At 62.8% G+C, this 26,229-nt stretch carries 23 protein-coding genes; 9 read left to right on the top strand and 14 right to left on the bottom strand.

Translation table 11 applies throughout. The features are described 5' to 3' along the window. Window positions 1-12: 12 nt before the first annotated feature. Window positions 13-333, bottom strand: a complete 321-nt coding sequence (gene sugE, locus CLU93_RS21805) for a quaternary ammonium compound efflux SMR transporter SugE (RefSeq protein ID WP_070217981.1) — start codon at window positions 331-333, stop codon at window positions 13-15. Between the two features lie 197 nt (window positions 334-530). Here sugE and CLU93_RS21800 point away from each other — a divergent pair, with 197 nt between their 5' ends. The 3 genes from CLU93_RS21800 to CLU93_RS21790 all read left to right on the top strand — a co-directional run bounded on the left by CLU93_RS21800 (window position 531) and on the right by CLU93_RS21790 (window position 2,444). Then, window positions 531-890 (top strand): DUF1304 domain-containing protein, encoded by a 360-nt coding sequence (locus CLU93_RS21800; protein ID WP_099764538.1) that lies wholly within the window; start codon window positions 531-533, stop codon window positions 888-890. 136 nt (window positions 891-1,026) lie between these two features. Continuing rightward, window positions 1,027-1,323 carry an ArsR/SmtB family transcription factor gene (locus tag CLU93_RS21795; RefSeq protein WP_099763276.1) on the top strand — a complete coding sequence of 99 codons (297 nt, stop codon included), beginning with the start codon at window positions 1,027-1,029 and terminating at the stop codon, window positions 1,321-1,323. 56 nt (window positions 1,324-1,379) lie between these two features. Further along, window positions 1,380-2,444, top strand: coding sequence for an alkene reductase (locus tag CLU93_RS21790; RefSeq protein ID WP_099763275.1), 1,065 nt, complete (start codon window positions 1,380-1,382; stop codon window positions 2,442-2,444). A gap of 49 nt (window positions 2,445-2,493) precedes the next feature. Here CLU93_RS21790 and CLU93_RS21785 read toward each other — a convergent pair whose 3' ends face one another. Beyond that, the gene (locus CLU93_RS21785; protein WP_099763274.1) at window positions 2,494-2,715 is read right to left on the bottom strand and encodes a hypothetical protein; all 222 of its coding nucleotides are present in this window, start codon (window positions 2,713-2,715) and stop codon (window positions 2,494-2,496) included. Between the two features lie 250 nt (window positions 2,716-2,965). Between CLU93_RS21785 and CLU93_RS21780 the strand changes: the two genes are divergently transcribed. After that, window positions 2,966-3,577 (top strand): 1-acyl-sn-glycerol-3-phosphate acyltransferase, encoded by a 612-nt coding sequence (locus CLU93_RS21780; protein WP_099763273.1) that lies wholly within the window; start codon window positions 2,966-2,968, stop codon window positions 3,575-3,577. Here the strand turns inward: CLU93_RS21780 and CLU93_RS21775 are convergent. From CLU93_RS21775 to tssK, 12 genes are all read right to left on the bottom strand, one after another. After that, window positions 3,574-4,134 carry a HupE/UreJ family protein gene (locus CLU93_RS21775; RefSeq protein ID WP_257225049.1) on the bottom strand — a complete coding sequence of 187 codons (561 nt, stop codon included), beginning with the start codon at window positions 4,132-4,134 and terminating at the stop codon, window positions 3,574-3,576. The genes CLU93_RS21780 and CLU93_RS21775 overlap by 4 nt on opposite strands. After that, entirely contained in the window at window positions 4,131-4,769 is a 639-nt protein-coding gene (ureG, locus tag CLU93_RS21770; protein WP_099763271.1) for an urease accessory protein UreG, read from the bottom strand. The genes CLU93_RS21775 and ureG overlap by 4 nt, the downstream gene beginning before the upstream one ends. Before the next feature lie 22 nt (window positions 4,770-4,791). After that, entirely contained in the window at window positions 4,792-5,472 is a 681-nt protein-coding gene (locus tag CLU93_RS21765; protein WP_099764537.1) for an urease accessory protein UreF, read from the bottom strand. Then, window positions 5,472-5,996, bottom strand: a complete 525-nt coding sequence (gene ureE / locus CLU93_RS21760) for an urease accessory protein UreE (protein WP_099763270.1) — start codon at window positions 5,994-5,996, stop codon at window positions 5,472-5,474. Before ureE ends, CLU93_RS21765 begins: the two co-directional genes overlap by 1 nt. A gap of 13 nt (window positions 5,997-6,009) precedes the next feature. Then, a complete protein-coding gene (gene ureC / locus CLU93_RS21755; RefSeq protein WP_099763269.1) occupies window positions 6,010-7,710 on the bottom strand; it encodes an urease subunit alpha in 1,701 nt (566 codons plus the stop codon). A gap of 1 nt (window position 7,711) precedes the next feature. Next, window positions 7,712-8,041 (bottom strand): urease subunit beta, encoded by a 330-nt coding sequence (locus tag CLU93_RS21750; RefSeq protein WP_071076649.1) that lies wholly within the window; start codon window positions 8,039-8,041, stop codon window positions 7,712-7,714. A gap of 21 nt (window positions 8,042-8,062) precedes the next feature. Continuing rightward, window positions 8,063-8,365, bottom strand: coding sequence for an urease subunit gamma (locus tag CLU93_RS21745; RefSeq protein ID WP_034751936.1), 303 nt, complete (start codon window positions 8,363-8,365; stop codon window positions 8,063-8,065). A gap of 21 nt (window positions 8,366-8,386) precedes the next feature. After that, a complete protein-coding gene (locus CLU93_RS21740; protein ID WP_099763268.1) occupies window positions 8,387-9,229 on the bottom strand; it encodes an urease accessory protein UreD in 843 nt (280 codons plus the stop codon). 154 nt (window positions 9,230-9,383) lie between these two features. Next, complete coding sequence (locus tag CLU93_RS21735; RefSeq protein ID WP_099763267.1) at window positions 9,384-11,594, bottom strand: EAL domain-containing response regulator; 2,211 nt, start codon at window positions 11,592-11,594, stop codon at window positions 9,384-9,386. A gap of 174 nt (window positions 11,595-11,768) precedes the next feature. Then, on the bottom strand, window positions 11,769-13,934 hold the full coding sequence (locus CLU93_RS21730) for a sensor histidine kinase (protein WP_099763266.1): 2,166 nt from the start codon (window positions 13,932-13,934) through the stop codon (window positions 11,769-11,771). Next, window positions 13,931-17,011 carry a sensor histidine kinase gene (locus CLU93_RS21725; protein ID WP_099763265.1) on the bottom strand — a complete coding sequence of 1,027 codons (3,081 nt, stop codon included), beginning with the start codon at window positions 17,009-17,011 and terminating at the stop codon, window positions 13,931-13,933. Before CLU93_RS21725 ends, CLU93_RS21730 begins: the two co-directional genes overlap by 4 nt. 162 nt (window positions 17,012-17,173) lie before the next feature. Then, entirely contained in the window at window positions 17,174-18,580 is a 1,407-nt protein-coding gene (gene tssK, locus CLU93_RS21720) for a type VI secretion system baseplate subunit TssK (RefSeq protein WP_306595037.1), read from the bottom strand. 112 nt (window positions 18,581-18,692) lie between these two features. Here tssK and tssF point away from each other — a divergent pair, with 112 nt between their 5' ends. The 5 genes from tssF to CLU93_RS21695 are packed head-to-tail and all read left to right on the top strand — an operon-like array spanning window position 18,693 to window position 26,228. Continuing rightward, window positions 18,693-20,498, top strand: coding sequence for a type VI secretion system baseplate subunit TssF (tssF, locus tag CLU93_RS21715; RefSeq protein ID WP_099763263.1), 1,806 nt, complete (start codon window positions 18,693-18,695; stop codon window positions 20,496-20,498). After that, window positions 20,462-21,487, top strand: coding sequence for a type VI secretion system baseplate subunit TssG (gene tssG, locus CLU93_RS21710; RefSeq protein ID WP_099763262.1), 1,026 nt, complete (start codon window positions 20,462-20,464; stop codon window positions 21,485-21,487). Before tssF ends, tssG begins: the two co-directional genes overlap by 37 nt. Further along, on the top strand, window positions 21,484-21,771 hold the full coding sequence (locus CLU93_RS21705; RefSeq protein WP_373629861.1) for a PAAR domain-containing protein: 288 nt from the start codon (window positions 21,484-21,486) through the stop codon (window positions 21,769-21,771). Before tssG ends, CLU93_RS21705 begins: the two co-directional genes overlap by 4 nt. Before the next feature lie 12 nt (window positions 21,772-21,783). Then, window positions 21,784-24,378 (top strand): type VI secretion system Vgr family protein, encoded by a 2,595-nt coding sequence (locus tag CLU93_RS21700; protein WP_099763261.1) that lies wholly within the window; start codon window positions 21,784-21,786, stop codon window positions 24,376-24,378. Further along, window positions 24,375-26,228, top strand: a complete 1,854-nt coding sequence (locus CLU93_RS21695; protein ID WP_099763260.1) for an esterase/lipase family protein — start codon at window positions 24,375-24,377, stop codon at window positions 26,226-26,228. The genes CLU93_RS21700 and CLU93_RS21695 overlap by 4 nt, the downstream gene beginning before the upstream one ends. The last annotated feature ends 1 nt before the right edge of the window (window position 26,229 follow it).

Genomic DNA, 26,229 nt, shown 5'->3' with positions numbered 1-26,229 from the left:
TTCTTGTATCCTTTATTGAGGGCTGAGCAGTTTCAAGCCCAGGATACCGGACACGATCAATGCGATGCAGGCGATGCGCGCAGCGCTGGCCGGTTCACCCAGCACCATGATGCCGAAGATGGCCGTGCCGACGGTGCCGATACCCGTCCAGATGGCATACGCCGTGCCCAGCGGCAAGGTGCGCAAGGCCAGGCCCAGCATCACCACGCTGCCCAGCATGGAAACAGCCGTCAGTACGGACGGCACCAGGCGGGTAAACCCCGCGCTGTATTTGAGGCCGATGGCCCAGCCGATTTCCAGCAAACCGGCCAATACCAGAATGATCCACGCCATACACACTCTCCTGAGGCGGCAGGGTCGTCCCCGCCATACAGCCCCCACATCGAGCGGGGTCGTCCCCACAGGAGCAAAAGGAAAAGTATACCATTGGGTGCAAGCTCTTGCCGCCAACACATTTTTTCCAGTGCTGCTGCCAAAAAAGATGCTGATGGCAGCATAATCGCTGCATCCACTCACTCTCGGGAACAATGATGCTGCTTCTGGCCCAAATCCTTACCGCCCTCATCCTGCTGCTGCACGTCTACATCGTGCTGCTGGAAACCGTGCTGTTCGATGCGCGCGGACGCAAGGTGTTTGGCCTGTCGAAGGAAAAGGCGGAGATCGTGCGTGCCGCCATGTCGAACCAGGGTTGCTACAACGGTTTTCTCGTCGCCGCGCTGGCGCTGGGCTTTTTTCACCCGGACGCGGCCATCGCCCATGCGTTCACCGTCTTCGGCCTGGCCTGCATCGCCGTGGCCGGCGTGTGGGGCGCGGTGACTGTCATGACGCGCATCCTCTACCTGCAAACGGTGCCCGCCGTCATCGCCCTGCTGCTGTTCCACTTCGCCTGATCCCTGCCGGGCGGCCCTGCTTGAAAATCCACGCCGCCAGCAGGTTTTTTCCTTATATCGTAAAATAACGATATTGAAATTCACAAAAGACGAACCATATATCGTCCACAGACGAACATCGATCAGGAGAAACACCATGGACATCGACGCCATCCACAAGGCGCTGGCCAATCCCGTGCGGCGACAGATCCTGCAATGGCTGAAGGAGCCGCAGCAGCATTTCGCCGAGCAAGAGCATCCGCTCGACTTCGGCGTCTGTGCCGGACTGATAGGCCGCAAGCTGGGCCTGTCGCAATCGACGGTCTCGGCCCACCTGGCCACCTTGCAAAAGGCCGATTTGATTTCAGCCAGGAAAGTTGGCCAATGGAGCTTTTTTAAACGCAACGAAGCCACCCTCCAGGCTTTTCTGGAACACATGCAGCAAGGTTTGTAACCGTAGCCCCACCCATATCGCCGTCCGCGGCACTCTCGACAGGAAAGATAGCAATCATGGCAACTTTATTCGACCCCATCACCATTGGCAGCCTGCAACTGAAAAACCGCATCATCATGGCGCCGCTGACGCGTTCGCGCGCCGGCAATCCGGGCCGCGTGCCCAACGCCCTGATGGCCGAGTACTACACGCAGCGCGCTTCGGCCGGCATGATCATCTCGGAAGCGACGGCCGTCACGCCGCAAGGCGTGGGCTATGCGGACACGCCGGGCATCTGGTCCGCAGAACAGGTGGAAGGCTGGAAACACATTACCAAGGCCGTGCATGACGCGGGCGGCCTGATCGTGCTGCAACTATGGCATGTGGGCCGCATTTCCGCGCCCGTCTTCCTCGACGGCGACCTGCCCGTGGCGCCCAGCGCCGTCAAGCCGGCCGGCCATGTCAGCCTGCTGCGCCCGCAACAGGAATTCGTCACGCCGCGCGCGCTTGATACGCAAGAAATTCCCGGCATCGTGGCGGCTTACCGCCTGGGCGCCGAGAATGCGAAAAAAGCCGGCTTCGACGGCGTGGAAATCCACGGCGCGAATGGCTATTTGCTCGACCAGTTCCTGCAAGACAGCACCAACTTGCGCACCGACAACTACGGCGGTTCGATTGAAAACCGTGCCCGCCTGATGCTGGAAGTGACGGATGCGTGCATCGAGGTATGGGGCGCCGACAAGGTGGGCATGCATTTGGCGCCACGCCGCGATGCGCACGACATGGGCGACTCCGACCCGCGCGCCACCTTCGGCTATGTGGCACGCGAACTGGGCAAGCGCGGTATCGCCTTCATCTGCGCGCGCGAAGCGCTCGGTGAAGACCGCCTGGGCCCGTACCTGAAGCAGGAGTTCGGCGGCGTGTACATTGCCAACGAGAAAATGGACAAGGCGGCTGCCGAAGCCTTGCTGGCCAAGGGCGAAGCCGATGCCGTGGCCTTTGGCCTGTGGTTCATCGCCAACCCCGACCTGCCCATCCGCCTGCACAGCGATGCGCCCTTGAATCCCCTGAACCCGGCTACGCTGTACGCACCCGATGCGGCCGGCTACACGGACTACCCGGCACTGGCAGCACTGGCTTAAACAACACTCCGGACAACAGCTGCGGCACGTCGTCGCTGTTGCCTGCCCTTCAGCGCCATCGGCGCCGTGCCGGCCGCGCCGGACGGCGCGCCTGCACGCTGCTGAAAACGCGACGTATCACCTCGGCCGGCACAGCGTGCTCACGCAAGTAGGCTGTCGCCACCGTCCGCCCCAGGGCGTGATGAAACGCCACGCCCCGCTCGACGAGCTCGGCCATCACCTTGTCCGTTCGGACATGCTCCCCACGTACATCCTCGATACTGTTTTTCATGCCATGGCTCCCTGTCGGGTGGATCAATGCTGCATCAAGTTTTGACCACATTGTGTGCATTTAGTGCCCGCCACAGTGGCAAAGCATCGTTAAAATAGCAGCAACGGCCGGCCCGACACCGCATGAATAGCGGCCTCGGCTGCTTGTCGCCACCGCCAGCCCCGTATAGAATGCCTGCGCAGAATTTTTGCTTCAAGGAAAATGGCCAGCAGCGCCATCCGATTAAAAACAGTGTCACTGAAGGGTATCAATGGACGATTTATTTGTACAAGCGGGCGACTTGCCGACCTGGCACCAGCGCGGCGCGTTGCGCGTGCTGCGGCTGTTTGGCTGGCGCATGCGCTTCCGTCCCCTGCCGGGGCCGCGCGGCATCGTCGTCGTCTACCCGCACACGTCGAACTGGGATTTCATGGTGGGCCTGTTCGGCAAATGGGCGCTGTCGCTGCCGTTCCGCTGGCTGGCCAAGGATTCCCTGTTCCGCGGCCCGATGGGCAAGGTGCTGCGCTACCTGGGCGGCGAACCCGTCGACCGCAGCACCACCAGCGGCACGATTCAACGTCAGGCAGAGCGCATGCTGGCCGCCGACTGGTACTGGCTGGCCATCACGCCGGAAGCGACGCGCAGCTACCGCCCGAACTGGAAAAGCGGCTTTTATCACCTGGCCCTGGCTGCCAAGGTGCCGCTGTTGCTGGTGTATATCGACTACCCGAACAAGGTGCTGGGCGTCGTCGACCATATCTACTTGACGGGCGACAAGGAGGCCGACATGGCCGCGATTGCCGCCGTGTATGCGGGCCATCAGGGCTTGCACCCGGAAAAGGCGGCGCCCATCGTCCTATCCGACAAGCGCCCCGGCGCTTAATTTATTCCCATCAGCACCACGCCGGCGGCCGTCAAGGCCACGCCGGCCACGCGCAGCACGCGCCCGGCCAGCACTTGGCCGGCGAAACGTCCCGCACACAGCAGCATGGCCGAGGCCAGCAGGAAGCCGCACGCGGCCGAGGCAGCCGGCAATTCCTGGCCATGCGCATTGCCATGTGCCAGCGCAAACACCCCCACGAGCAGCATGCCGAGCCAGTTCGGCAGCGCCAGCGCCAGCGCGATTGCCAGCCCCACCAGCGCCACCGTGGCGGCGATGCCCGTTTCCAGACCGGGCACCGTCAAGCCCACCATGCCGGCCAGCGCGCCGAGCAGCATCATGCCGAGGAAAATGGCGCTCTGGCCCAGGCTGCGGCGCTGCTGGCCGCCCCAGAGGCCCACGCCCAGCATGGCCAGCAAGTGGTCGATACCCGTGAACGGATGGGCGAAGCCTGCCAGGAAGCCGACGCTGTCGCCATGGCCGGGGTGGGCCATCGCCGGCAAGGCCAGCAGGCACAGCGCCGCCACGGCGGCCGTTTTTGTCATCAGTCTTGCGCTCATTGCAGCTCCTTGCCTGGTTGATCGAGCAAACCTTGCTCGCGAATAAAATCGATGACGACCTGCACGCCGTCGCCGCTGCGCAAGTTGGTAAACACGAAGGGGCGCTCGCCGCGCATGCGCTTGGCGTCCTGCGCCATCACGTCGAGGTTGGCGCCCACGTACGGCGCCAGGTCCGTCTTGTTGATAATGAGCAAATCGGAGCGCGTGATGCCGGGCCCGCCCTTGCGCGGGATTTTTTCGCCGCCTGCCACGTCGATCACGTAAATCGTCAGGTCCGACAGTTCCGGACTGAAGGTGGCGGCCAGGTTATCGCCGCCCGATTCGACCAGGATCAAGTCGAGTTGCGGAAAATCTGCCTGCATGCGCGCGATCGCTTCCAGGTTGATCGACGCATCTTCGCGGATGGCCGTGTGCGGGCAGCCGCCCGTCTCCACGCCCATCAAACGCTCGGCCGGCAAGGCGTCGGCGCGCAGCAGGATTTCCATGTCTTCCTTGGTGTAGATGTCGTTCGTGATGACGGCCATGTCGTAGCGCTCGCGCATGCCCTTGCACAGCATTTCGCACAGGGCCGTCTTGCCCGAGCCGACCGGGCCGCCGATGCCTACGCGCAGGGGATTGGAGGTAATCGATGTCATGTTTGCTCTCTCATTGAATAGTTCAGGAACGGTACAGGCGGCTGTACTGCACTTCGTGCCGCATCGACAGCAGCGACAGGCCGGGTGTCCAGTTGCCCATCTCGTCGTCTTGCAAGGTTTGCGCCGTCAGCGCCGCCGCTTCCAGCTCCGGCCGCAACGACAACAACAAGCGCTGGCCCGCCACCTGCCCCAGCGGCACGGATTTCACGCAGACGAGCACCTGGTTTTCCGCCCAGGCGAACAGCATGGCCAGCAGCGCCTCTTCGCGGGGAATCGCCAGCGCCGCCACGGCGCAGGCATACGCGGTGGGCAGCGCCACTTCCGGCTGCCCCTGCAGCATGTCGATCAGCACGCCGTCGGCCACGCCCAGTTCGGCCAGCAATTTGGTCAAGGAATACCCCATCTGGATGGTTTCGGCGCGAAATTCCGCCGTGTCGCGCGAGGCGATGAAACGCTCGCTCCAGCGCTGCACGGCGCACAAATCCTGTTCTTCAAAGGCCTGCATCAAGCGCCAGCACAGCGGCGCCTCCCAGCGCGCCACCACGTGCGCCAGATGCTCGGCGATCCACGCGCGCGCCGTGGCCGCGTCATGCACCAGGCCAGATTCGAGCGCCGCTTCCAGCCCCTGCGAATAGCTGTAGGCGCCGATCGGCAAGGCCGGGCTGGCGAACTGCAGCAGATGCAGCAGGGCCGAGGCCTGCATCATGCAGCGCCTGGCACATCGCCGGGACGGTGTATTTTCTGCCGCAGCGGCACGGGCGCCAGCAAGTGCTGGCCGTGGCCGTCGTGGTGGCCATGGCCGCCGCCATACGCGCCCGCCTCCGGTTCGAACGGCGCGCTTTCCTCCGTCACGCTCGCCTGCAAGCCTTGCAGCATCTCTTTTAAAACGGGGTCTTTGCGGATGCGCAGAAAGCCGTCGCCCACCTGCGCCTGCGTGTGGCGATTCCCCAGGTGGAAAGCACAGCGCAGCAGGGTGTGCGCATCCGCGCAGCGCACCAGGTAGGTCGGCTCGCGTGCGGCGACGATCTGCACCACCGGCCCTTCCGGTCCCGTCATGCGCTCGCCGTCGCGCAGCACCGTGCCGCGCACGGTGAACACGGCCACCTCGTCGCCATTCGACAGCACGGCGCGCAGCCGGCATTTTTCGCGCTGGTCGTAGGGGAGCACCAGTTGGGCGAACGGGATGCGGTCGTCGTCCGCTCCCAGCTTGGTATGCAATGTGAGCATGCTTGTCTCCTGCTTAAAATAGAAAATAGCGCTGCGCCATGGGCAGCACGGCGGCCGCCTCGCACACCAGCAGCTGGCCGTCGGCGCGCACGGCATAGGTTTCCGGGTCCACTTCCATGTGCGGCGTGGCGCTGTTATGGATCATGTCGTGCTTGCGCAAGCCGCGCATGTTTTTCACGGCGATGACGGATTTGTTGAGTTTCAGCTGATGCCCGATATCGAGGTCATAGGCCGCCTGCGAGACAAACGTGAACGACTTTTTCAGGCCGCCGCCGAAGGCGCCGAACATCATGCGGTAGTGCACGGGCTGCGGCGTGGGAATCGAGGCGTTCGGATCACCCATCTGTGCGGCGGCGATCATTCCGCCCTTTAAAATCATCGACGGCTTGACGCCGAAAAACGCTGGCTTCCACAGCACGAGGTCGGCGATCTTGCCCGCCTCGATGGAGCCGACCACGTGCGCAATGCCATGCGTGATGGCCGGGTTGATCGTGTACTTGGCGATATAGCGCTTGGCGCGGAAATTGTCGCTGCGCGCCGTGTCGGGCGCCAGCGGCCCCCGCTGCACCTTCATCTTGTGCGCCGTCTGCCAGGTGCGCATGATCACTTCGCCGACACGCCCCATGGCTTGCGAGTCGGACGACATCATCGAGATGGCGCCGATGTCGTGCAAAATATCTTCGGCGGCGATGGTTTCGCGGCGGATGCGCGACTCGGCAAACGCCACATCTTCGGCAATCGCCGGGTCCAGGTGGTGGCACACCATCAGCATGTCCAGGTGCTCGTCGAGCGTGTTGACGGTAAACGGGCGCGTGGGATTGGTCGACGAGGGCAGCACGTTGGCCTGTCCCACGGCGGCGATGATGTCGGGCGCATGGCCGCCGCCCGCCCCTTCCGTGTGAAAGGTGTGGATGGTGCGGTCCTTGAAGGCGGCCAGCGTGTGCTCCAGAAAGCCGCCCTCGTTGAGGGTATCGCTGTGCAGCGCCACCTGGATATCCATGCGGTCGGCGACGGACAGGCAGTTGTCGATGGCGGCCGGCGTGCTGCCCCAGTCCTCGTGCAGTTTCAGGCCGATGGCGCCCGCGCGCACCTGCTCTTCCAGCGGCAGCGGCAGGCTGACGTTACCTTTCCCCATGAAGCCCAGGTTCATCGGGAAAGCGTCGGCGGCCGCCAGCATGGCGTGCAAATGCCACGGCCCCGGCGTACAGGTGGTGGCGGCCGTGCCCACGGCCGGTCCCGTGCCGCCGCCCAGCATGGTGGTCACGCCGCTCATCAACGCTTCCTCGATCTGCTGCGGACAAATGAAGTGGATGTGCGTGTCGACGCCGCCGGCCGTGACGATCAAGCCTTCGCCGGCGATGATTTCCGTCGCGCCGCCGATGGGCAAGGTCACGCCAGGCTGGATGTCCGGGTTGCCCGCCTTGCCAATGCCGAAGATCAGGCCATTTTTCAGGCCGATATCGGCTTTCACGATGCCCCAGTGGTCGAGGATGACGGCATTCGTGATGACGGTATCCATCACCTCGGCCGCGCAGCGCTGCGACTGGCCCATGCCGTCGCGGATCACCTTGCCGCCGCCGAATTTCACCTCTTCGCCGTAGATCGCGTAGTCATGCTCGATCTCGATGAACAGTTCCGTGTCGGCCAGGCGGATGCGGTCGCCCTTGGTGGGGCCGAACATTTCGGCATACGCGCTGCGGGGAATGCTGGCCATCTCAATCCTTTCCCGGTGGAGTGTCTTGCAGGTCGCCCATCACTGCGCCATTGAAGCCGTAGACCTTGCGTTCGCCCGCCAGCGCCACCAGTTCCACCGTGCGCTGCTGGCCAGGTTCGAAGCGCACGGCCGTGCCGGCCGTGATATTGAGGCGCATGCCGTAGGCGCGCCAGCGCTCGAAGGCCAGCGCCGGATTGACTTCAAAAAAGTGAAAGTGCGAGCCCACCTGGATCGGCCGGTCGCCCCGGTTGGCCACCACCACGGTGGCCGTGGCGCGGCCGGCATTCAAGCTGATTTCGCCTTCTTCCAATTTGTATTCGCCTGGGGTCATGAGGGGCTCCTTCTCAAAAAACTACGGTATCGGATGGTGCACGGTCACCAGCTTGCTGCCATCGGGGAAGGTCGCTTCCACCTGGATATCGGGGATCATCTCGGCGATGCCGTCCATGACGTCGGCGCGCGAGAGTATTTTGGTACCGTCCGACATCAGCTGCGCCACCGACTTGCCATCGCGCGCGCCTTCCATGATGGCGGCGCTGATCAGGGCCACCGCTTCCGGATAATTCAATTTCAAGCCGCGCGCCAGGCGCCGTTCGGCCAGCAGCGCGGCCGTAAAAATGAGCAGCTTGTCTTTTTCGCGCGGAGTCAGGTCCATGGTTTTCCTTGTCTTTCCTGTTCAAGTGTTCCAGATGCGGGGCACGACGGCGTCGCGCCCCAGCATGGCGGGGCGCAGCAGAAGCCAGGCGGCCAGCATGATCCGGCGCGCCCCCTCGCTGTCGCCGCACAGCAGGCGCACCACCACCAGCGCTTTCATGTGCGTGGCGCCAAACACGGCGCCGGCCGGCACGGCGATCTCGCGCACGGCCGCCAGTACGGATGAAGAAACGGGTGTGCCGACGGCGATCAGGGTGGCGCATACCGTGTGGCCGGCCAGCCCCAGGGGACTGGCCATCAGCGCGCCGCCTCCCGCCAGCACACCCTGCTCCCACCACAGCAGCTTGCCGCCACGGCGGATCTGCACCTGCTGGCTGATGCTGCCTGTGTTAAAAATTTCGCCCGAGGCGCTGCGGCCCAGGCAGACGATGTCGCAGCCGATGTAGCTGGCGTCCGGCGCCAGTTCCACCTCATGGCGCAGGCGCACGCACGCCTGGTCGAAGAAAATGCTTTCCTGCGGCAGCCACTCGATGGCGGCGCCGCTGCCGGCGCGCAGCACGATGTGCTGACCCGAGACGTGGCCATTCGCGCGGTACCACTTGGCGGCGCCCGGCGACGTGAGCAAGGCGTGCGCGCCCTCGCCCACCGTGGCGTCGACGGCCAGCTGGTCGCCGCCCACCACGCCACCTGGCGGATGGATGATGATGGCGTGGCAGACGGCATCGCCTTCCGGATACAGGGGCTTTTGCACGCGCAAGGGGCCGCGGTGCGTGCGCTCGACCAGGCGGCTGACGCCATCGTGCAGCGCAAAACCGAGGCGCAAATGCGCCTGCCAGGCGCCGTGTGCGCTGGGCTGTAAAGGCATGGCTGGATGGGACCTGTCTGGCATGCGGGGCAATCGCGTAAATAAGCGATTACCTAAGCAGGATATGTGCCAGCGTCAGAGGAAGGAAAAGTGAGTATCCTGCACCGCGCTGCTGCGGACGCACCGGAATGGTGCATCGGCCGCACCGCAGCGTTTATGTTTTGGCCACGGCCAGGGTGCGCCGTTCACGCAGCAAGGCCGTGAATGGTGCGGCCGCCAGGGGCCGGCTGAAATAATAACCCTGCATTTCGTCGCAGCCGTGTTCCGTCAGGAAGTCCACCTGTTCGCGCGTTTCCACGCCTTCGGCGATGACGCGCATGTCCAGGTTGTGTGCCAGCGAGATGACGGAACGGGCGATGGCCGCGTCGCTGCTGCTGGTGGTGACGTCGTCGACGAAGGATTTGTCGATCTTCAGCACGTCGATGGGAAAACGCTTCAGGTAGCCCAGGCTGGAATAGCCGGTGCCGAAGTCGTCGAGCGAAATACCCACGCCGATATCCTTCAGGCGCGTCAGCGCCGCCACCGCCTTGTCCGGGTCGCCCATCACCGTGCTTTCCGTGATCTCGATACCCAGGCAGGCGGGCGCGATGGCGTATTTGCGCAATACGGCCTCGACAAACGGCACCGTGCGGTCCTGCGCGAACTGTTTACCGGACAGGTTGACGGCCACCTTGATGCTGCCCAGGCCTGCGTCGTGCCAGGCACGGATCTGGGCGCAGACGCTTTCGAGCACCCATTCGCCGATGGCCGTGATCAAGCCGTATTCTTCGGCCAGCGCGATGAACAGGCCCGGCGACACCTTGCCCAGCACCGGGTTCTCCCAGCGCAGCAGGGCTTCCGCGCCCAGCAAGGCGCCCGTGCGCAAGCACATCTGCGGCTGGTAGTGCACTTCGAATTCATCGCGGCAGATGGCGCCGCGCAGCTGCTGCTGCATGGCCAGGCGGGCGCGGATATCGCTGCCCATGCGCTCCGTGAAGAAGGCGTAATGGTCGCGCCCCATTTCCTTGGCCCGCACCAGGGCCGTGTCGGCGTGGCGCAGCACGTCATCGAGGCTGTCGCCATCGGCCGGACACATGGCGATGCCGATGCTGGTCGTCAGCGCCAGGCGTTCGCCACCGACATTGAGCTCTTCGCGCAAGCCGGCCAGGATGGTTTGCGCCAGCCCCAGGGTACGCCCCAGCAGGGCATCGTCCTGCAGCAGGATCTGGAATTCGTCGCCGCCCTGGCGCACCACGGTGTCGCCCTCGCGCACGCAGCCGGACAGAAAACGCGCCACCACTTGCAGCGCCTTGTCGCCCACGGCCTGGCCGTGCGAATCGTTGATGTTCTTGAAGCGGTCCAGGTCCAGGCACATCAGCACCACCTGCTGGCCGTCGCGCACGGCGTTGGCGCGCGTCTGTTCGAAGCGCTCGCGCAGCAGCACGCGGTTCGGCAAACCGGTCAGCGCGTCGTGATAGGAGAGGAAATCGATCAGATGCTGCTCGGCCTTGCGCTCGCTGATGTCGAGGAAGACGCCGATGTAATTGACGACGGCGCCATCGGGCCCGTGCACGGTGGACACGCTGAGCAGACAGGGATAGGTGTCGCCGCTCTTGCGCCGCGTTTGCACTTCGCCCGACCAGCAGCCGCTGCTGCGCAAGCCCTGGCGCAAGGCCAGCAGCACCGCTTCGCCCGTGTATTCGGCATGCAGGCGCATGATGTCGGTGCCCACCACGTCTTGCGCCGCGTAGCCGGTGATGCGTGTAAAGGCGGGATTGGCGGTGACGATGGTGCCGGCCGGATCGGTGATCAAAATGGCGTCCTGGGTGGCTTCGAAGACCTGGCCGGACAGGCGCAGCAATTCCTCGTTGGCGCGGCGGATCTGCACTTCGCGCGCCAGGGTGCTGGCCACCTGTTCCAGTTCCGCCGTGCGTTCGGCCACGCGCCGCTCCAGGTTGGCGCGCTCCTGCGCCAGCTGCAGCTGCGCCCGCGCCAGGCGCACGTGCGCGTCGGTACGGGCGAGGATTTCCTCGGCCTGGAAGGGCTTGGCGATGAAATCGACGGCGCCCAGCGCAAAGCCGCGCACCTTGTCGTCCGTATCGTACTGGGCCGACAGGAAGATCACCGGCACCTGGCGCAGGGACGGTATCTCCTTCAGGCGGCGGCAGACTTCAAAGCCGTCGAGGCCCGGCATGCGCACGTCGAGCAGGATCAGCTCCGGCGGGCGCGCCTGGGCGGTCCACAGGGCCAGTTCACCGTTCGGCGCCTGGCGCACCGCATAGCCGGCGCCGCCCAGCAAATCGCTCAACAACTTCAGCGAAGCCGGCGTATCTTCAACGATCAGTACTTCGCCCTTCGAATTCACTTCCGAAAAATCGCGGTGCATGTAGCAGTTCTCTCAGCTTTGGATGAGGCGCGGCGCTCGATTGCCACGCTGGACAAGACATTTCTTTGCGATGAACTACGTACTATCATCATAATCTTTATTGCAATTTGGCACCATCCATCCACGATACTTAGTCCGTCTTTTCATCGAATCCGATGTTGTCAGCCCACACTTTCAGGTATGTGCCAGCGCGCCCTCGCTCTCCAGCAAGACGCACAGCTGACGGTACTGGTGCTGCTCGAGCATGGCCTGCAGCGGCACCAGCAACGGCGCCGCCGACGCCGGCAGGGCCGCCAGCAGCTGCGCCACCCTGGCCAGGTTCAATTCGCGCAGCGCCACCAGCAAGGCGGCGCGCTCTTCTCCGGCCAGCAGCAGCAAGTCTTGCGCCTGCAGTGCCGGCGGCACTGCCGCCTGCGCCGGCATGGCCGGCGGCGCGGATGCCTGCGCTGGCGCCTGCGCCGCCTGCGCGGGGATGCTGAAACGGAAGGTAGCGCCCTGCCCCGGCGTGGACTCCAGCGTCAGTTCGCCTTTCATCAACTGCACCAATTCGCGCGAGATGGCCAGGCCCAGGCCCGTGCCATCCTTCGGTCCCGCGCTGTCGGCCTGCACGAAGGGCTCAAAGATGCGCTGCTGGTCTTCCAGCGCGATGCCGATACCCGTGTCGCTGACGGCGAACGACAGGCGCCACGTGGCGTCATCAAGCAGCTCGCCGCGCACGCGCAAGGTGATCTCGCCGCCGCCGGCGAACTTGACGGCATTCGACATCAGGTTCAGCAGCACCTGGCGCAAGCGCGTCGCATCGAGCAGCACCGCCGCCGGCAGGTCCGCGCAATCGAGGCGCAGGGCCAGCCCCTGCTGCTCGGCGCGCATGCCCAGCATGTCCATCACTTCCTGCAACAGGGGCGCCAGCGCCACCACGGTCGCCTGCGCCTGCAAGCGCCCCGCCTCGCCCTTCGACAGTTCGAGGATTTCATTGATCAGGGTGAGCAAATGATTGCCGGAGCGGTGGATGATGGCCAGGTTGCGCTTTTCATCGTCCTGCATGTTGGGCGAGGCGGCCATCAGGCGCGAAAAGCCGATCACCGAATTCAAGGGCGTGCGCAGCTCATGGCTCATGTTTGCCAGGAAGGTGCTCTTGGCGCGGTTCGCCGCCTGCGCCTGGCTGACGGCCACCGACAGGGCGCTCGTGCGCTCGGCCACCAGTTCTTCCAGGTGATGGCGGTGGCGCAGCAGTTCCAGTTCGGCCTCGCGGTGCGCCGTGATATCGTAGTTGGAGCCCACCAGGCGCATGGGCAAGCCGCGCCCGTCGCGGAAGATCACGGCATCGGCCTTGATGTAGCGGATGGCGCCATCGGGCCACAGGATGCGGTACTCGTGCGTGAACGCCTGGCCGGCGCCCAGCGCGGCGCGCAGGGCCTCCTTGGCCGCAGGTACGTCGTCCGGCACCAGCGCCGCGCGCCAGATCGCCGCCGGCGACACGGTGCTGGCCGCATCGGCCTTGAACTGCGCGTACATCTGTTCATCCCACTGCAATGCATCGCTGCTGACGTTCCAGTCCCAGATGCCGATGCTGGCCGCGCCCGTCGCCATCTGCACGCGCTCCTCGCTGCGCTGCAGGGCGCGGTAACGGCTGTCGAGCAGCGCCACCATGTCGCGGATGGAGCGGTACAGGGTGCGCAGCTCACCCAGAAACCACGCTTTCGGCGGCGTGCCAAACGCTTCGCCCTGCCCCGCCTTGACGCCTGCCGCGTACTGGCCGATGGCCTTCAACGGCTTGAGCATCAGGCACCACAGGAGCAGCCAGATGCAGGCCACGAGGATCACGTCGAGCGCCACGATCATGGCGCCGATGCCCAGCGCGCGCTGGCGCAGCTGCGCGTGCAGCAGGGCCGGCGTGGCATACACGGCAACGCTGCCGATGACTTGTCCGCCTGCCGTCACGGAGCGCCGCTGCACCAGCCAGTCCGCTTCGACCGATAGCGCGGCAAGGCTGTCGATGGCGCCGTCCGCAGTGCGGCGCAAGACCAGGGCCTCCTTGCCGATGCCCGGCGTGAGGGAGCTGGCCACCAGTTCGCGCTTGCCCAGCATGCTGCGCATGATGGCCTGCATCTGCTTTTCATCCAGGTTCCACAAGGGCAGTTCGATGGCAACGGCCAGCTGGTCCGCGCTGACGGCCAGGCTGCGATGCAGCTGCTGCCAGTGCTGCTCGCGTTCGGACTGGTAAAACAGCACGGCAAACACCAGCAGCAGCGCGGTGACGACACAGGTCAGCGCCACGCTGACGGCCAGCACGATGGATACGCTGCCCAGGTGCCAGCCCTTGGGTAAGTGAAAAGTCATGCGTCTTCGCCCTGCGGTTCGCTGGCCAGCTGCGCCAGCAAGGCGCACAGCGGCTGGTACTGGTGCTGTTCCAGCATGGCGGCGATGTGCGCGGACAGCTGCGGCAGGCCGGTCGCCACACCGGCCAGCACGATGGCGCTGCGCCGCAAATCGAGGGCTTGCACGGATTCGAGCAGCGCCTGCCGTTCGGCCGCGCCCAGCTGGCCCAGCGCCTGCTGCAAGTCAAAGGCGGGCGCCGGCACGCGCGGCGGCGCGGCGGCGGTGCGCTGGAAGCGCACGCCCAGTTGCTGCTCCAGCATGGCGAACAGGTGTTCCTGCTCGATCGGCTTGCGCAGGAAGCCGTCGGCGCCGGCCGCCAGCGCCTCCTGCTTTTCTTCTTCGAAGGCGGAGGCGGTCATGATCACCAGGCGCGGCTGCACCAGCGCCGGCTGCGCGCGCAGCCAGCGCGTCAGCGCCAGACCATCCATGTCCGGCATGCGCCAGTCACTGAGCACCATGTCATAGCGCTGCGCCGCCAGCATGGCTTGCGCCTGCGCGCCGCCCGCCGCTTCCTGCAGCTGGAAACCCAGCGGCGCCAGCAAGCCGGCCAGCAGCTTGCGGCAGTTGTCGTCATCATCGACCAGCAGCACCATGCGCCCGCGCTGGGCCGGCGGCAGGCGCGCCACGCGGCCCGGTGCCAGCGCCGCGATGGCCGGCTGCTGCAGCACCGGCGCGCGCAGGTCGAAACGGAATACGGAGCCGGCGCCCAAGGTGGAGTCGACGCGCAGCTCGCCGCCCATCAGGCGCACGAATTCGCGCGAAATGGTCAGCCCCAGCCCCGTGCCGGCCTGCGCCACGGCGCTGTCGGCCTGCACGAACGGTTCAAAGATGCGCTCCAGATCCGCTTGCGCGATGCCGCTGCCCGTATCGCGCACGGCAAAGGCCAGCGCCATCTGCCCACCTTCTGCCGCCTGGCACGCCAGCGACAGGGTCACGCTGCCCTGCTCGATGAACTTGAGCGCGTTCGACAGCAAATTGAGCAGCACCTGGCGCAGCTTGGCGCCATCGAGGCGCACCAGCAGCGGCACGCCGGCACGTTCGAGCTGCAGCGCGATGCCCTGGTCGCTCGAACGCATGCGCACCATCTCGAGCACCTCGTCGAGCAAGCCATTCAAGTCCACGGGTCCCGTCTGCAGCTGCATGCGGCCCGCTTCGATTTTCGACAATTCGAGGATGTCGTTGATCAAGGTCAGCAAATGATGGCCGGCGCGATTGATGATGGCCAGGTTATGCTTTTCTTCCTCGAACATGCTGCTCGAATCGGCCATCATCTGCGAAAAACCGATCACGGAATTCAACGGTGTGCGCAATTCGTGGCTCATGTTGGCCAGGAAGACGCTTTTCGCGCGATTCGCCGATTCGGCCTCGGTGACGGCCACCGACAGCGCCGCCGTGCGCTGCTGCACCAGTTCTTCCAGGTGGTCGCGGTAGCCAAGCAATTCCTGCTCGCTGTGCTTGCGCTCGGAAATGTCGACGATGCCGCTGCGCACCAGGCGCCGCCCTTCCATGGGCAATTTGACCAGCCGCACCTCGCAGGGAAAAACGCTACCGTCGGCACGCCGCACATTGCGCTCCACCAGGACAGGCTCGCCCAGCATGGCGCGGCGCAGATGCTCTTCCATCATCAGCCCCAGCGGCAAGCCATCGGGCTGCTTGCCGGTATACAGGTCGAACGGCCCGCGTGCCAGCAGCGCTTCGCGCGACAGGCCCAGCATGCGCTGCGCGCTGCTGTTGGCGTCGACGAAGCGGTCAAGGTCCAGGTCGTACACCAGGATGGCTTCCGGCGCATGCTCGACCAGGATGCGGAAGCGCTGCTCGCTCTCGCGCGCCTCGCTCTCGGCGCGCCGCAAGCGCCGCCGCTGCAGCAGCAAGGCGCTCAGCAAGCCGGCCATCACGATAAAAACGCCGCCCACCAGCAGCACGGCAACGCGGTGCTCGTCCCACAGTTCCGGCGGCCGGTTGAAGAACAGTGTGTGTGGCGGCAGGCGGCTGATGTCCGCATCCCAGCGCTGCAGCTGCTCCCAGTCATACATGGGTATTGGGCGGGCGGGCGGCAGCAAGGCGCCCGGCGCTGCGGGCGCCTTGCCCGCCAGCACAGCCAGCGACATCTGCGCCACCTGCTGCGCAGCCTGTTCGATGTGCAAGATGGAGCCACCCAGGATGCCCTTGCCGACCGTCGCGTTGTACATGCCAAAGGTGGGCACATTCGCCAGCCGCGCCAGTTGCACGGAAAACGGCACGGGCGTGGCGATGATGCCGGCCACGTCGCGGTTGACATTGCCGGCCACCAGCACGGCATCGGCGGGCAAGTGCGCCACCGCCGCGCGCATCTGCTCCAGGGTCAGGTCATCGAGGTAGCGCATGGCCACCTTGCCCTGCCACGCCAGCGCCGCCTGCTGCATGCTGCGCTTCAAGGCCTGATCGGCCTCGCTGGTGCCGACGGCCATGACGATGGTCTTGGTTTCCGGGAACAGCGCCATGGCTTGCGCCAGCGTGCCGGGAAAATCGACATTCGCCTTTTGCTGCCAGATGGCAGCCGGACTGCCGGCCGGCAAGGCCTTGCCCGAGGTGTTAATCGCCAGCACGGGCACGCCACGCGCCAGCGGCGCCAGGTCCGACAGCAAAAAATCGAGCGCGGGCTGCTGCATGGCGATGATCAGGTCGGCCTTGCGCCCCATCATCTTGGTGTATCTCAAAAGCAACAAATCACGCATCTCGTTGCGCAGCGCCGGGTCGCCCTGGGTATTCAGGTTCAGGTGCTCGACCATGATGTCTTCGCTGGCCAGGCCCGCGGCGACCATCGCGGTCACATAGGTGCGCGTGTACGATTCCACGCCAGCGCGGCCATAGTCGTAAGCGTTAAGGAACAGCACGCGCTGGCCCTGGTGCGGCGGCGCGACGCTGGGCGCCGCTGCCGGCAAGGCGGCGCAGGGCGCGGCGACACACAACGCCACCAGCAATGCGCGGCAGCAGCGGCGCACCGCTGCCCTGCCCTGCCCACCACCCGGCCGCAAGCCGCCCGGCAGATCACGCATCATTCGCCATGCCCATGCTCACTCCCGCCTGTCACCCTGTTTCACCCATGCGCTGGCTGATCAGCCACCGACACTTACAAAAACATGATAACGTCAACTGCAGGGGCAAGTCTATTCCTTAGGGCAATCTTTTGACAATCCACCCGCTCGCCACACCAAACAGCGTTACGCCGCGGTGCCGCTGATACCGAACAATTCCAGCTTCAGCCCTTTTATGCCGGACGGCACATAAATCGCAATCGCCTGGGCCTTGATCATGCTGTCATAAATACTGCCCTTGTTATCGATCGAAAAATAGTACGTGTTGGGCCGCACCGGCACTTCGGCAGGAACCTGGGCCATATGACGCAACTCGGCACCAGGAAGTGCCCGGCCCAGTAACAGGTCGATATTGTCCGGAGATGAAATCTTGAACTGCAACGGCACCGTGGCGACCAGTTCCAGCGCCGGCATATCGGCGTTTACCGCAAGACAGAGTTCGGTCTGGCGGTCAATCCGCTTGGCATCGAGCAAGCCGTGATAGTGGGTGTTTTGTTGCGCGTCGTTGGACAGCGCAATCGGGAAGTAGCGCGACAGGAGTACCGTATCGATCAGGTCGCGAATGATGCCATCGAGTTTGCCGAAACCGGGCGCCGCGTCATCGTGAGAATAAGCCGGCAAATCGCTCAGCGTGTATTTTTTCGAAAACGTCATCAAGCCACCGGCCAATGCCATCAATTTCTCAAACAAATACACGGGATGGTGGCGCCGGTAACTGGCGCAATGACTGAGCGTGGCGCTGGCCGTGCTCAATGTATTGAGCATCCAGAACGAGGAAACATCGCCGCCATGAAATTCCACCGTATGGTTACCGGGCTGGCGGTGGCGGCTGTACAGCGCTTCAATTTTCGCGCCCATGCGATCGATCAGCGACTCGAGCATTTTCTGCAGCGAAGGCTCGGCGCTGACGGTCAGGCCAGGTGGAATGAAGGAAGTATCGACTTCGAAGCCGCCGTTGCCGGCACGGTGCAGACGAATCACCGGGATGGCAAGGTAATCATTCAGGGGCTCCAGTTGCGACAGCAAGTACACGCGTTTTTTCAGGTAAGCCACCTCGATGCTGACTGCTTCGCTGTACAGATCCGGGGTTTCGATATCGGCCTGGACATAGCGCGCGCCTGCAGAGCTCACATTGCCGCCATGTGCCTGCAGCGCGGGTAGCGCGGCATAAAAAGTAAAGCTATGTTCGCTGGAAGGCAGCTTGGACAGGTCAACGGCACTGGGCAATACATCGCCGAGCGGCGCCTCAAACAGCTCTCCATCCTGAAAGACGAGCGACATGGCCTCCGCCCGCAGGCTATTGTTGGCCAGTGCGTCCGCATTCCAGCTGACGCCATGCACACCCCATAAATGGGGATTAATCAACGAGGCCAGACGTTGCAGGCGCGCTTCGTGGTAGCGGTCCAGCTGCTGGAAGTGCTGGGGTCCGATGGCCAGGCCTTCGGACCACAGTAATTTGGATGGCAGTGTCATGGCGTTCTCCATGGTGACCGTTGGAATCTTGCTGCCTAGCCAGTCTGATGTTGCCAGCATGGAAGTCCTTGATGTTGCGCAGCACCCTGTTCAATTATTTGCGCAAACGCAATTTACCTTGGAGCAAACGCTCGGATACTGGCCACTCCGCCGCGCAGACACAGGAAAAGAGATGGAGGACTTGCTGCCGTATTTCGAACGCGAGCTGGTGATGCTGCGGCGACATAGCCGTGAGTTTGCCGAGCGCTATCCGAGAATCGCCGGCAAATTGCACATGTCCGGCGAAGCTTGCGAAGATCCGCACGTCGAACACTTGATCGAATCGGTGGCCATGCTGGCGGCACGCCTCTCAAAACGGCTCGATGACGACTATCCGCAATTTACCGAAGCCTTGTTCGAAGCCCTGTTCCCGCATTATCTGCGTCCTTTTCCATCGTGCAGCATCGTGTACCAGCCCGCCCCGGCGGCCGGCGCGGGCATATTGCACCTGCCGGCCGGCAGCGAAATGGACGCAACGCCCGTGCGCGGCGTGCGCTGCCGTTTCAAGACCGTCTACGACATGACGACAGGAACAACGGCACTGGAAAGTGCAGCTTTCGATGCCATGATCAAGGCGCCGCCAGGCGTACGCCTGCCTGCATCGACAACTTCCTCGCTGAACATCGGCATCCGGCAACTCGACGCGGCGCCCGCGTCGCTGCGCGTTTTCATCGATGGCGAAGCGTCTTTTTCCGCCGCATTGCGCGATGCCTTGTTCATGCATACCGTCTGCGCTTTTGTATCGATCGACGCGCTGCAATGGATGGCCTTGCCCGCCGTGCCTGTGACGCCCGTCGGCTTCGCCGACACGGATGGCTTGATACCTTTCGGTGCGCGCTCGCAGCCCGCCTACCGCGTGCTGAGCGAGTATTTTGCATATCCGGAAAAATTCAATTTCTTTGACATCGATATCGCGGCGCTGAGTGCGGCCCTGCCGCCTGATTGCCGGCGCTTTACCCTGCATCTGTGCATGGCCGATTTGCGGCCCGATTCGGCTGCGGCGCGCATGTTGTCCAGCATTTCCAGCGACAACTTGAGGCTGGGCTGCAGTCCGGCGGTCAATCTCTTCCGCCTGGAAGGCGTGCCGATTTCCGTCACCCGGCAGAAAACCGACTATTCCGTGCTGGCCCATGCTACCCATGCGCATGGCTATGAAGTCGTCTCCGTCGATGCGGTGCGTTTGTTGCGTCAACGGGGAGGCGAAAGCACGCTGACCGAATTTCGCCCCCTGTACAGCCTGCGCCACGGCGAAGGGGCGGCGCAACAGGGCCACTACTGGGTCATGCGCCACGATACGGCTTTGGCCATCAAAAGCCCTGGTCACGAAAAGAAAATCACGCTGGTCGATAGCGACTTCCATCCCTTGATCCATGAAAAGGCCAGCTTGTCGCTGTCGCTGACGTGCAGCAACCGCGATCTTCCCCTTGCGCTCAAATACGGCCAGCCGCAAGGAGACTTGCAACCGTGCGGCGGCGGACCGGCGCTGCACATGCTGCGACGCCCCAGCCAGACGCGCCGCTTTTCGCCGGGCGCGGGCCTGCACTGGCGCCTCATTTCGCACCTGGCGCTGAATCATCACGCGCTGGTCCAGGAGGGCCTGCCGGCGCTGCGCGAAATGCTGACGCTGTACGACCAGTCCCAATCGGCAAGCTCGCAACGCCAGATCGGCGGCATCGCCGCGCTGGCGCACTCGCCGACCACGACATGGCTGCGGCACAAGCGCGGCACCTCGCTGGCGCATGGCGTGGAGGTGCGCATCACGCTGGACGAGGAAGCGTTCGTCGGCAGCGGCATGCACTTGTTTGTGCAAGTGATCGATCACTTCCTTGGGCTGTATGTGCAAATCAACAGTTTCATCGAACTGGTGGTGCTGTCACTGCAAAGCGGAGAGGAGCTGATCCGATGCAAACCAAGAAGCGGACTGCAGAATCTGGTGTGATGCACCACTTGCTGGCCGAGCCATACCGCTACCAGTTCATCCAGGCGGTGCGTATTCTGCTGTGCTGGCTACGCAGCCAGAACGTGTCCCATGTGCAAGCCTTCAGCCAGGTATTGCGCTTCAAAAACAGCTTGTCGTTAAGTTTTCCCGCCAGTGAAATCGAACAGCTCTCGCTCGACGAGCATGAACAACTGGCCCTGATACCGACGTTCATGCGTTTTCTGGGCGTCGGCGGCACCTTGCCCTTGCATCACTCGGAGCGCATCGCCGCCTACCGCTTGTCGAGCAAGGATGCCGGCGTCTCGGCCTTTCTCGATATTTTTTCGCACCGCATGGTCGCGCTGTATTACCAGGCGTGGGAAAAGTATCGGCTGGAATCGACGCTGCAGACCCAGGCAAGCGATGCACAATTGCCTTTGCTGCTGGCACTGGGCGGCGTGCGGCGCACTGCGCTGCCGTCGAGGGCCGAACCGGATGCCGTGACGCAGGACGTCGCGGCCTGGTACGCGGGTCTGCTGCGCTGCCGCCCCGTCTCCGCACAAGCGGTTGGCCGCGTGCTGGCCGAATACTGCGGCGTAGCCGTCACCTTGCAACAATTTGTCGGCGGTTGGGACTATCTGGAAAAAAACCGGCGCAGCCTGCTAGGCAGCGTCAACTTTACCCTGGCGCGCGGCGCAACGCTGGGCCTGCGGCTGTGGCGCCACGACATGCGCGTCTGCCTGCATATCGGCCCGCTCGATGCCGCTGGCCTGCAACGCTTCCTGCCGCGCAGCGCAGGTGCGGCGGCACTGGCAAAGATGCTGGCGCTGTTTGGCGTGCCGGACTTGCAATATGAAGTGCGGCTGATATTGAGTCCGCCATGCATTACCCCCCTGCTCCTGAGCGCCAACCCGTCAGAAAGACGGCGCCTTGGCTGGACGACGTTCTTGCAAACGGCACAAGGCAAGGCAGGCGGCGCCGAAGTGCCTTATCTACTGCAACTGGCTTGAGCAATTCTTCCCTGGAAAGCGAGGCAAGCATGCAACATGCGGGACGCGGCGTCATCCGACTCGGAGACGCAACCGATCACGGCGGCAAGGTCACCAGCGCATCATCCGGCACCACCGTGATGGGGAAGACGGCGGCGCTGGCCGATGACACCACCTTCTGCCCCAAGTGCAAGGGCAGCTTTCCCATCACGCCGGACGGCGCCGGCGCAAAACACATGGGCAAAGCGTACGCCTATGACGGCGATGTCACCGCCTGCGGCGCCCACCTGATCACATCGCTATAACGGAGGCAGGCCATGCATGCAAGCATCCAGGCGGCGCTATCGGCCTTCGACCTCGCCGCGCAAGAGCGGCGCCTGCTGAAGATCGAGTTCCCCCATGAAGATGGGCCAGCCGGCGCCATCCTGCTGGTCAATTCTCTGACTGCAAGGGAAGAGGTATCGCGCGACTTCCGTTTCGAAGCCGAATTGCTGTCCGATGACGCGCACATCGCGCTCAAGGCCATGATGGGCCGCATGGTGACCATTTCCATGCTGCGCGACGATGGCACGCTGCGCTACTTTAACGGCTATGTGGGCGAGTTTTGCCTGCTGCGCGCCGATGGCGGCTTTGCGTGGTACCGGATGGTGCTACAACCCTGGCTGGCCTTCGCCCGGCTGCGCCAGGACAACGTCTCCTTTCATGGCCAAAGCGTGACGCAGCTGACCGAAACAACGTTTGCGCACTACGGGCAGCGCGACTGGAAAACCAGCATCCATGGCGATGATCCACAGCTCACCTGCGCCAATCAGCACAATGAAACCGACTACAACCACCTGCATCGGCGCTGGGAAGCATTAGGCTGGCATTACTGGTACGAACACCGCGCCGATGGGCATACGCTGTGGCTCGCAGACAACAGCACCCTGGCGGACATGATCGCCACGGTAGCCGGCGACGGCGCCATGCGTTTCCACTCCGAATCGGGCTCCATGGAAGACGATGGCCTGCAACAGTGGCAAGCCGTGCGCCGGATCGGCTCCGGACAGATGACCTTGGCCAGTTTCGACTATAAAAATCCGCAGCCCCGCCTTGCCAGCGGCTACTCCCTGAACCGCCAGGGTGACGTATTTGCCCACGAACTGTACGAAAACACGGGCGCTTATGGCTACAAGAATGTCGATGATGGAGAAGCTCTGGCACAACGCCGCATGGAAGAAAGCGACCATCTGCGCCAGTCTTTCGAGGCGGCCGGCAATCACCGTGGCGCACAGCCTGGCCTCTGTTTCCGGCTCGATGGACATTTCAGCGCCGAGGAAAAACGCTACCAGCCTGGCCAGGAGCGCCCTGACAGTATTGCCGAACGCGACTACCTGATCCTGTCAGTGCTGCATAGCGCCAGCAATAATTATCAGGTCGGCCCGAACGCCCCCTCCCACTATGTCAACAAGTTGCTGTGCGTGCGCCGTGACATCCGCTGGCGGCCGGGCCGTAGCTACAACAGCACGCCATGCATCGTTGCCGGCGTGCAGACGGCGCTGGTGGTCGGGCCGGCCGGGGAGGAAATCCATACCGATGCCCTGGGACGCATCCGCCTGCAATTTCACTGGGACCGCCTGGGCACATTCGATGAGCGCAGCTCGCCATGGATAAGAGTCATGATGCCGATGGCGGGCCCGCAAATGGGACAGATCGCCTTGCCCCGTGTAGGCCAGGAAGTCGTCGTGCAATTCCAGGACGGCAATATCGACCACCCCATCGTCATCGGCGTGGTCTACAACAGCGCCAATCCGCCGCCATGGCAATTGCCACAGCAACGCGCCCTGTCCGGCTTGCGCAGCCGCGAACTGGGCGCCCGCAGCGCCAACCATCTCGTGCTCGACGACACCAAGGGCGCAATCCAGGCACAGCTGCGCAGCGAGCACCAGGATAGCCGGCTTTCATTGGGCAACATCACGCGCATCGACGATAACGCCGGCCGCAAGGAAGCGCGCGGCGTGGGCTTTGAATTGGCCAGCAACGCCTGGGGCGCCCTGCGCGCAGCCAAAGGCATGCTGATCACCACCGAAACATCAACAGGAACGGGATCAGTCAAACAGCTCGACGAAACACAAGCCCGCCTGGCGCAGGCACGCCAACTGCAGCAAGGCTTGGCCGGCATGGCCGTCGACGCGGGTGCGCAAGACAGCGCCGCACAACAGGGCGCCGTGGCCGATTCCATCCAGCGGCAAAACGCCGCCATCAAAGGCGCCGGCGGCGATTTCCCGGAACTGTCCGAAGCGCATCTGCTGCTGGCCAGCCCGGCCGGCATCGAACTGAGCACGGCCCAGTCCATCCACCTGGCCGCCAGCGAGCATGTGGCGCTCACCAGCAGCAAGCATATTTCACTCGCCAGCGGCGACAGCATGTTTGCCAGCATCGCCAGGAGCTTCAGCCTGTTCGTGCACAAGGCCGGCATGAAACTGATCGCCGCCAGCGGCAAGGTCTCCATCGAGGCCCACAGCGACGAGGTGGAAATCATCGCGCGGAAAGTGCTGTCGCTGATCAGCGAAGCGGACTGGGTAAACATTAAGGGCAAGAAAGGCATACGGCTGCACGGCGCCAACCACATGCTGGAAATCAGCGACAAGGTGCAGTTCTTCACCTCATCCCCGGTGCTCTTCAACGGCAACCTGGAAACCCTGGCGCCGAAGAGCGTGTCGCAGGAATTTAATGAGAGGCCACACAGCAGTTTTGATCAGGAAGTCTTGCTGGTGAATGCTGACGATACTCCAGCCGTTGGCGTTGCTTTTGAACTCCTGCGCGATGACGGCAACATGGCCGGCAAAAGCGCGGAAGACGGTTCCACGCAACTACAAAAATCCACCGGCATGGACAGCTACATCATTCGTTATAAGGGAGAACTGCCATGAGCAAATGTGATGACTTGAATAACCGCGGCAATCATCCTGCAAAGTTTAGCCAAGGCGTGGGAGGCTGGGCGGAACTCGCCGTTTCGATGACGGAAACAAAAGATACTGCCCGACACGACGTCACTGTGCCGCCAGGCAAAGTCATTCCTGTGATTTTCCTGCCAGGCGTGATGGGCAGCAATCTAAGGATGAGCAAGGTGCGCCAGGAAGAATTGCGTCGTCCGGACAATCGGGCTTGGCGGCCAGACGATATGATGGGTGCGGGAGGCAAGGCGGCTGTCCTCACAAACAATGGCTTGGGTGGCTGGTTCAAAAATGCGTCGCCACGGCAGCGTCAATTGGTGTTTGATCCCACTGAAAACGAAGTGGAGTACTACCACTATACGGAGAGCAACAGCCGCTTCGATCCGGATGGTGCGGAAACCAAGGCCGCAGATGCACGGCATCAAAATGTGCCAGATAGTCTTTTCCCCATCCCACCCTTGATTGGATCCTTTGGGATATCTCCAGGAACGGGACCATTGCAAGCTCAAGCACGCGCCCGTCAAAGTCCCGCCCAAATAGCACGCTGGCGCGGGTGGAGCGAGGTGCTTTTCGACGGCGCATACGGAACCATGTTGCGCACCACAGAGCAGCATCTAAACAATATGATTTCCAACGGAGAAGTACATCCGTTCTGGCACAGGACAAGTGGCCTTGGTGCCATGCTAATGCAAGACCCAACAACTTTTGGTGCATCATCTGGCAAGGCCATTAATGTCAACGACTTGAAGAAAATTTCGCCCTGTTGGTATCCAGTGCACGCGATGGGCTACAACTTTATAAAGAGCAATGGTGAATCTGCCATCACCATTGCAGAGAGACTACGCGGTCTAGTCAAAGGCTACAAAAAACGCGGATTCAAATGTAGTGAAGTCATTCTCGTCACGCACAGCATGGGTGGTTTGCTGGCCAGGGCGTTGATACACCCCTGCTATGGAAATATGCTTGGCGATAAGGATGTAAAAATCCTCGGCATTTATCACAACGTGATGCCAACCATTGGCGCCGCAGGAGCTTATAAACGCATGCGTTTTGGCTTTCAGGAAAGAGAAGGTTCCATTGCCGAAATAGAGGCCAGAATTCTGGGCATCGACGGCATGCATGCTACCGCCATTCTGGCTAACGCACCGGCGCCACTGGAAATGTTGCCAGGTGCGGCATATGGCCAGAATTGGCTGAAAATTGTAGATGCACAGGATAAAGTTTTATGGAGCTGGCCTCGCGATAAGGCTACTGCACTGGAAAGCATTTACCTTCAGCAACCCACTGCGTGGTGGCGACTAATCAATCCAAACTGGGTAAATCCGGCACGCATACCACCTGATAATGGAGGCGGCTTAGAAATGGTAATGAACCGATTAAAATTAGCCGCAGAATTTCTATCATCCATAGAAAAAACGTTTCACCCTAACACTTATGCAAGCTATTGCGCATCGAGAAATTTCTTAAGTTATGGTGATGTCGTATTTAAATTAATTGACGGTCTTCACAGCGGCTCTAACGATCCATGGAATAAATTTGAGCCGCTACCTGAAAAATGGAAATTACTTGAAGATGATAGCAAGGGGCAACTCCTCGTCCAAGCCGGAGGGAAACGCTTAAAATTGCAGCTACAGCCAGCTAGTGCACGCGGTGACGGAACCGTACCATCAGATCGTTCTGCTCAACACATCACGGGTACATCGTTCGTACACGGCATGGCGGCAGCGACTGGTTATGAACACCAGAATAGTTACGCCGATTTAAATGTACTCGCATCTATGCTTTATTCTATCGTGCAAATTTCCAAAAAAGCAAAGTGGGATTAAA

Source organism: Janthinobacterium sp. 35 (assembly GCF_002754575.1).
Classification (GTDB): domain Bacteria; phylum Pseudomonadota; class Gammaproteobacteria; order Burkholderiales; family Burkholderiaceae_D; genus Janthinobacterium; species Janthinobacterium tructae.
Note: the sequence above shows the minus strand (reverse complement) of the source record. Positions and strands in the feature narration are given on the sequence as shown.

Coding starts and splice junctions, on each gene's coding strand:
- CLU93_RS21725 (WP_099763265.1), bottom strand. CDS start 17,011: ATGATGCGTGATCTGCCGGGCGGCTTGCGGCCGGGTGGTGGGCAGGGC.
- ureG (WP_099763271.1), bottom strand. CDS start 4,769: ATGACATCGATTACCTCCAATCCCCTGCGCGTAGGCATCGGCGGCCCG.
- sugE (WP_070217981.1), bottom strand. CDS start 333: ATGGCGTGGATCATTCTGGTATTGGCCGGTTTGCTGGAAATCGGCTGG.
- tssF (WP_099763263.1), top strand. CDS start 18,693: ATGGAGGACTTGCTGCCGTATTTCGAACGCGAGCTGGTGATGCTGCGG.
- CLU93_RS21785 (WP_099763274.1), bottom strand. CDS start 2,715: ATGAAAAACAGTATCGAGGATGTACGTGGGGAGCATGTCCGAACGGAC.
- CLU93_RS21750 (WP_071076649.1), bottom strand. CDS start 8,041: ATGACCCCAGGCGAATACAAATTGGAAGAAGGCGAAATCAGCTTGAAT.
- CLU93_RS21775 (WP_257225049.1), bottom strand. CDS start 4,134: ATGAGCGCAAGACTGATGACAAAAACGGCCGCCGTGGCGGCGCTGTGC.
- CLU93_RS21730 (WP_099763266.1), bottom strand. CDS start 13,934: ATGACTTTTCACTTACCCAAGGGCTGGCACCTGGGCAGCGTATCCATC.
- CLU93_RS21745 (WP_034751936.1), bottom strand. CDS start 8,365: ATGGACCTGACTCCGCGCGAAAAAGACAAGCTGCTCATTTTTACGGCC.
- ureE (WP_099763270.1), bottom strand. CDS start 5,996: ATGCTCACATTGCATACCAAGCTGGGAGCGGACGACGACCGCATCCCG.
- tssK (WP_306595037.1), bottom strand. CDS start 18,580: ATGCTGGCAACATCAGACTGGCTAGGCAGCAAGATTCCAACGGTCACC.
- CLU93_RS21740 (WP_099763268.1), bottom strand. CDS start 9,229: ATGCCTTTACAGCCCAGCGCACACGGCGCCTGGCAGGCGCATTTGCGC.
- CLU93_RS21780 (WP_099763273.1), top strand. CDS start 2,966: ATGGACGATTTATTTGTACAAGCGGGCGACTTGCCGACCTGGCACCAG.
- ureC (WP_099763269.1), bottom strand. CDS start 7,710: ATGGCCAGCATTCCCCGCAGCGCGTATGCCGAAATGTTCGGCCCCACC.
- tssG (WP_099763262.1), top strand. CDS start 20,462: ATGCAAACCAAGAAGCGGACTGCAGAATCTGGTGTGATGCACCACTTG.
- CLU93_RS21790 (WP_099763275.1), top strand. CDS start 1,380: ATGGCAACTTTATTCGACCCCATCACCATTGGCAGCCTGCAACTGAAA.
- CLU93_RS21735 (WP_099763267.1), bottom strand. CDS start 11,594: ATGCACCGCGATTTTTCGGAAGTGAATTCGAAGGGCGAAGTACTGATC.
- CLU93_RS21695 (WP_099763260.1), top strand. CDS start 24,375: ATGAGCAAATGTGATGACTTGAATAACCGCGGCAATCATCCTGCAAAG.
- CLU93_RS21795 (WP_099763276.1), top strand. CDS start 1,027: ATGGACATCGACGCCATCCACAAGGCGCTGGCCAATCCCGTGCGGCGA.
- CLU93_RS21800 (WP_099764538.1), top strand. CDS start 531: ATGCTGCTTCTGGCCCAAATCCTTACCGCCCTCATCCTGCTGCTGCAC.
- CLU93_RS21765 (WP_099764537.1), bottom strand. CDS start 5,472: ATGCAGGCCTCGGCCCTGCTGCATCTGCTGCAGTTCGCCAGCCCGGCC.
- CLU93_RS21700 (WP_099763261.1), top strand. CDS start 21,784: ATGCATGCAAGCATCCAGGCGGCGCTATCGGCCTTCGACCTCGCCGCG.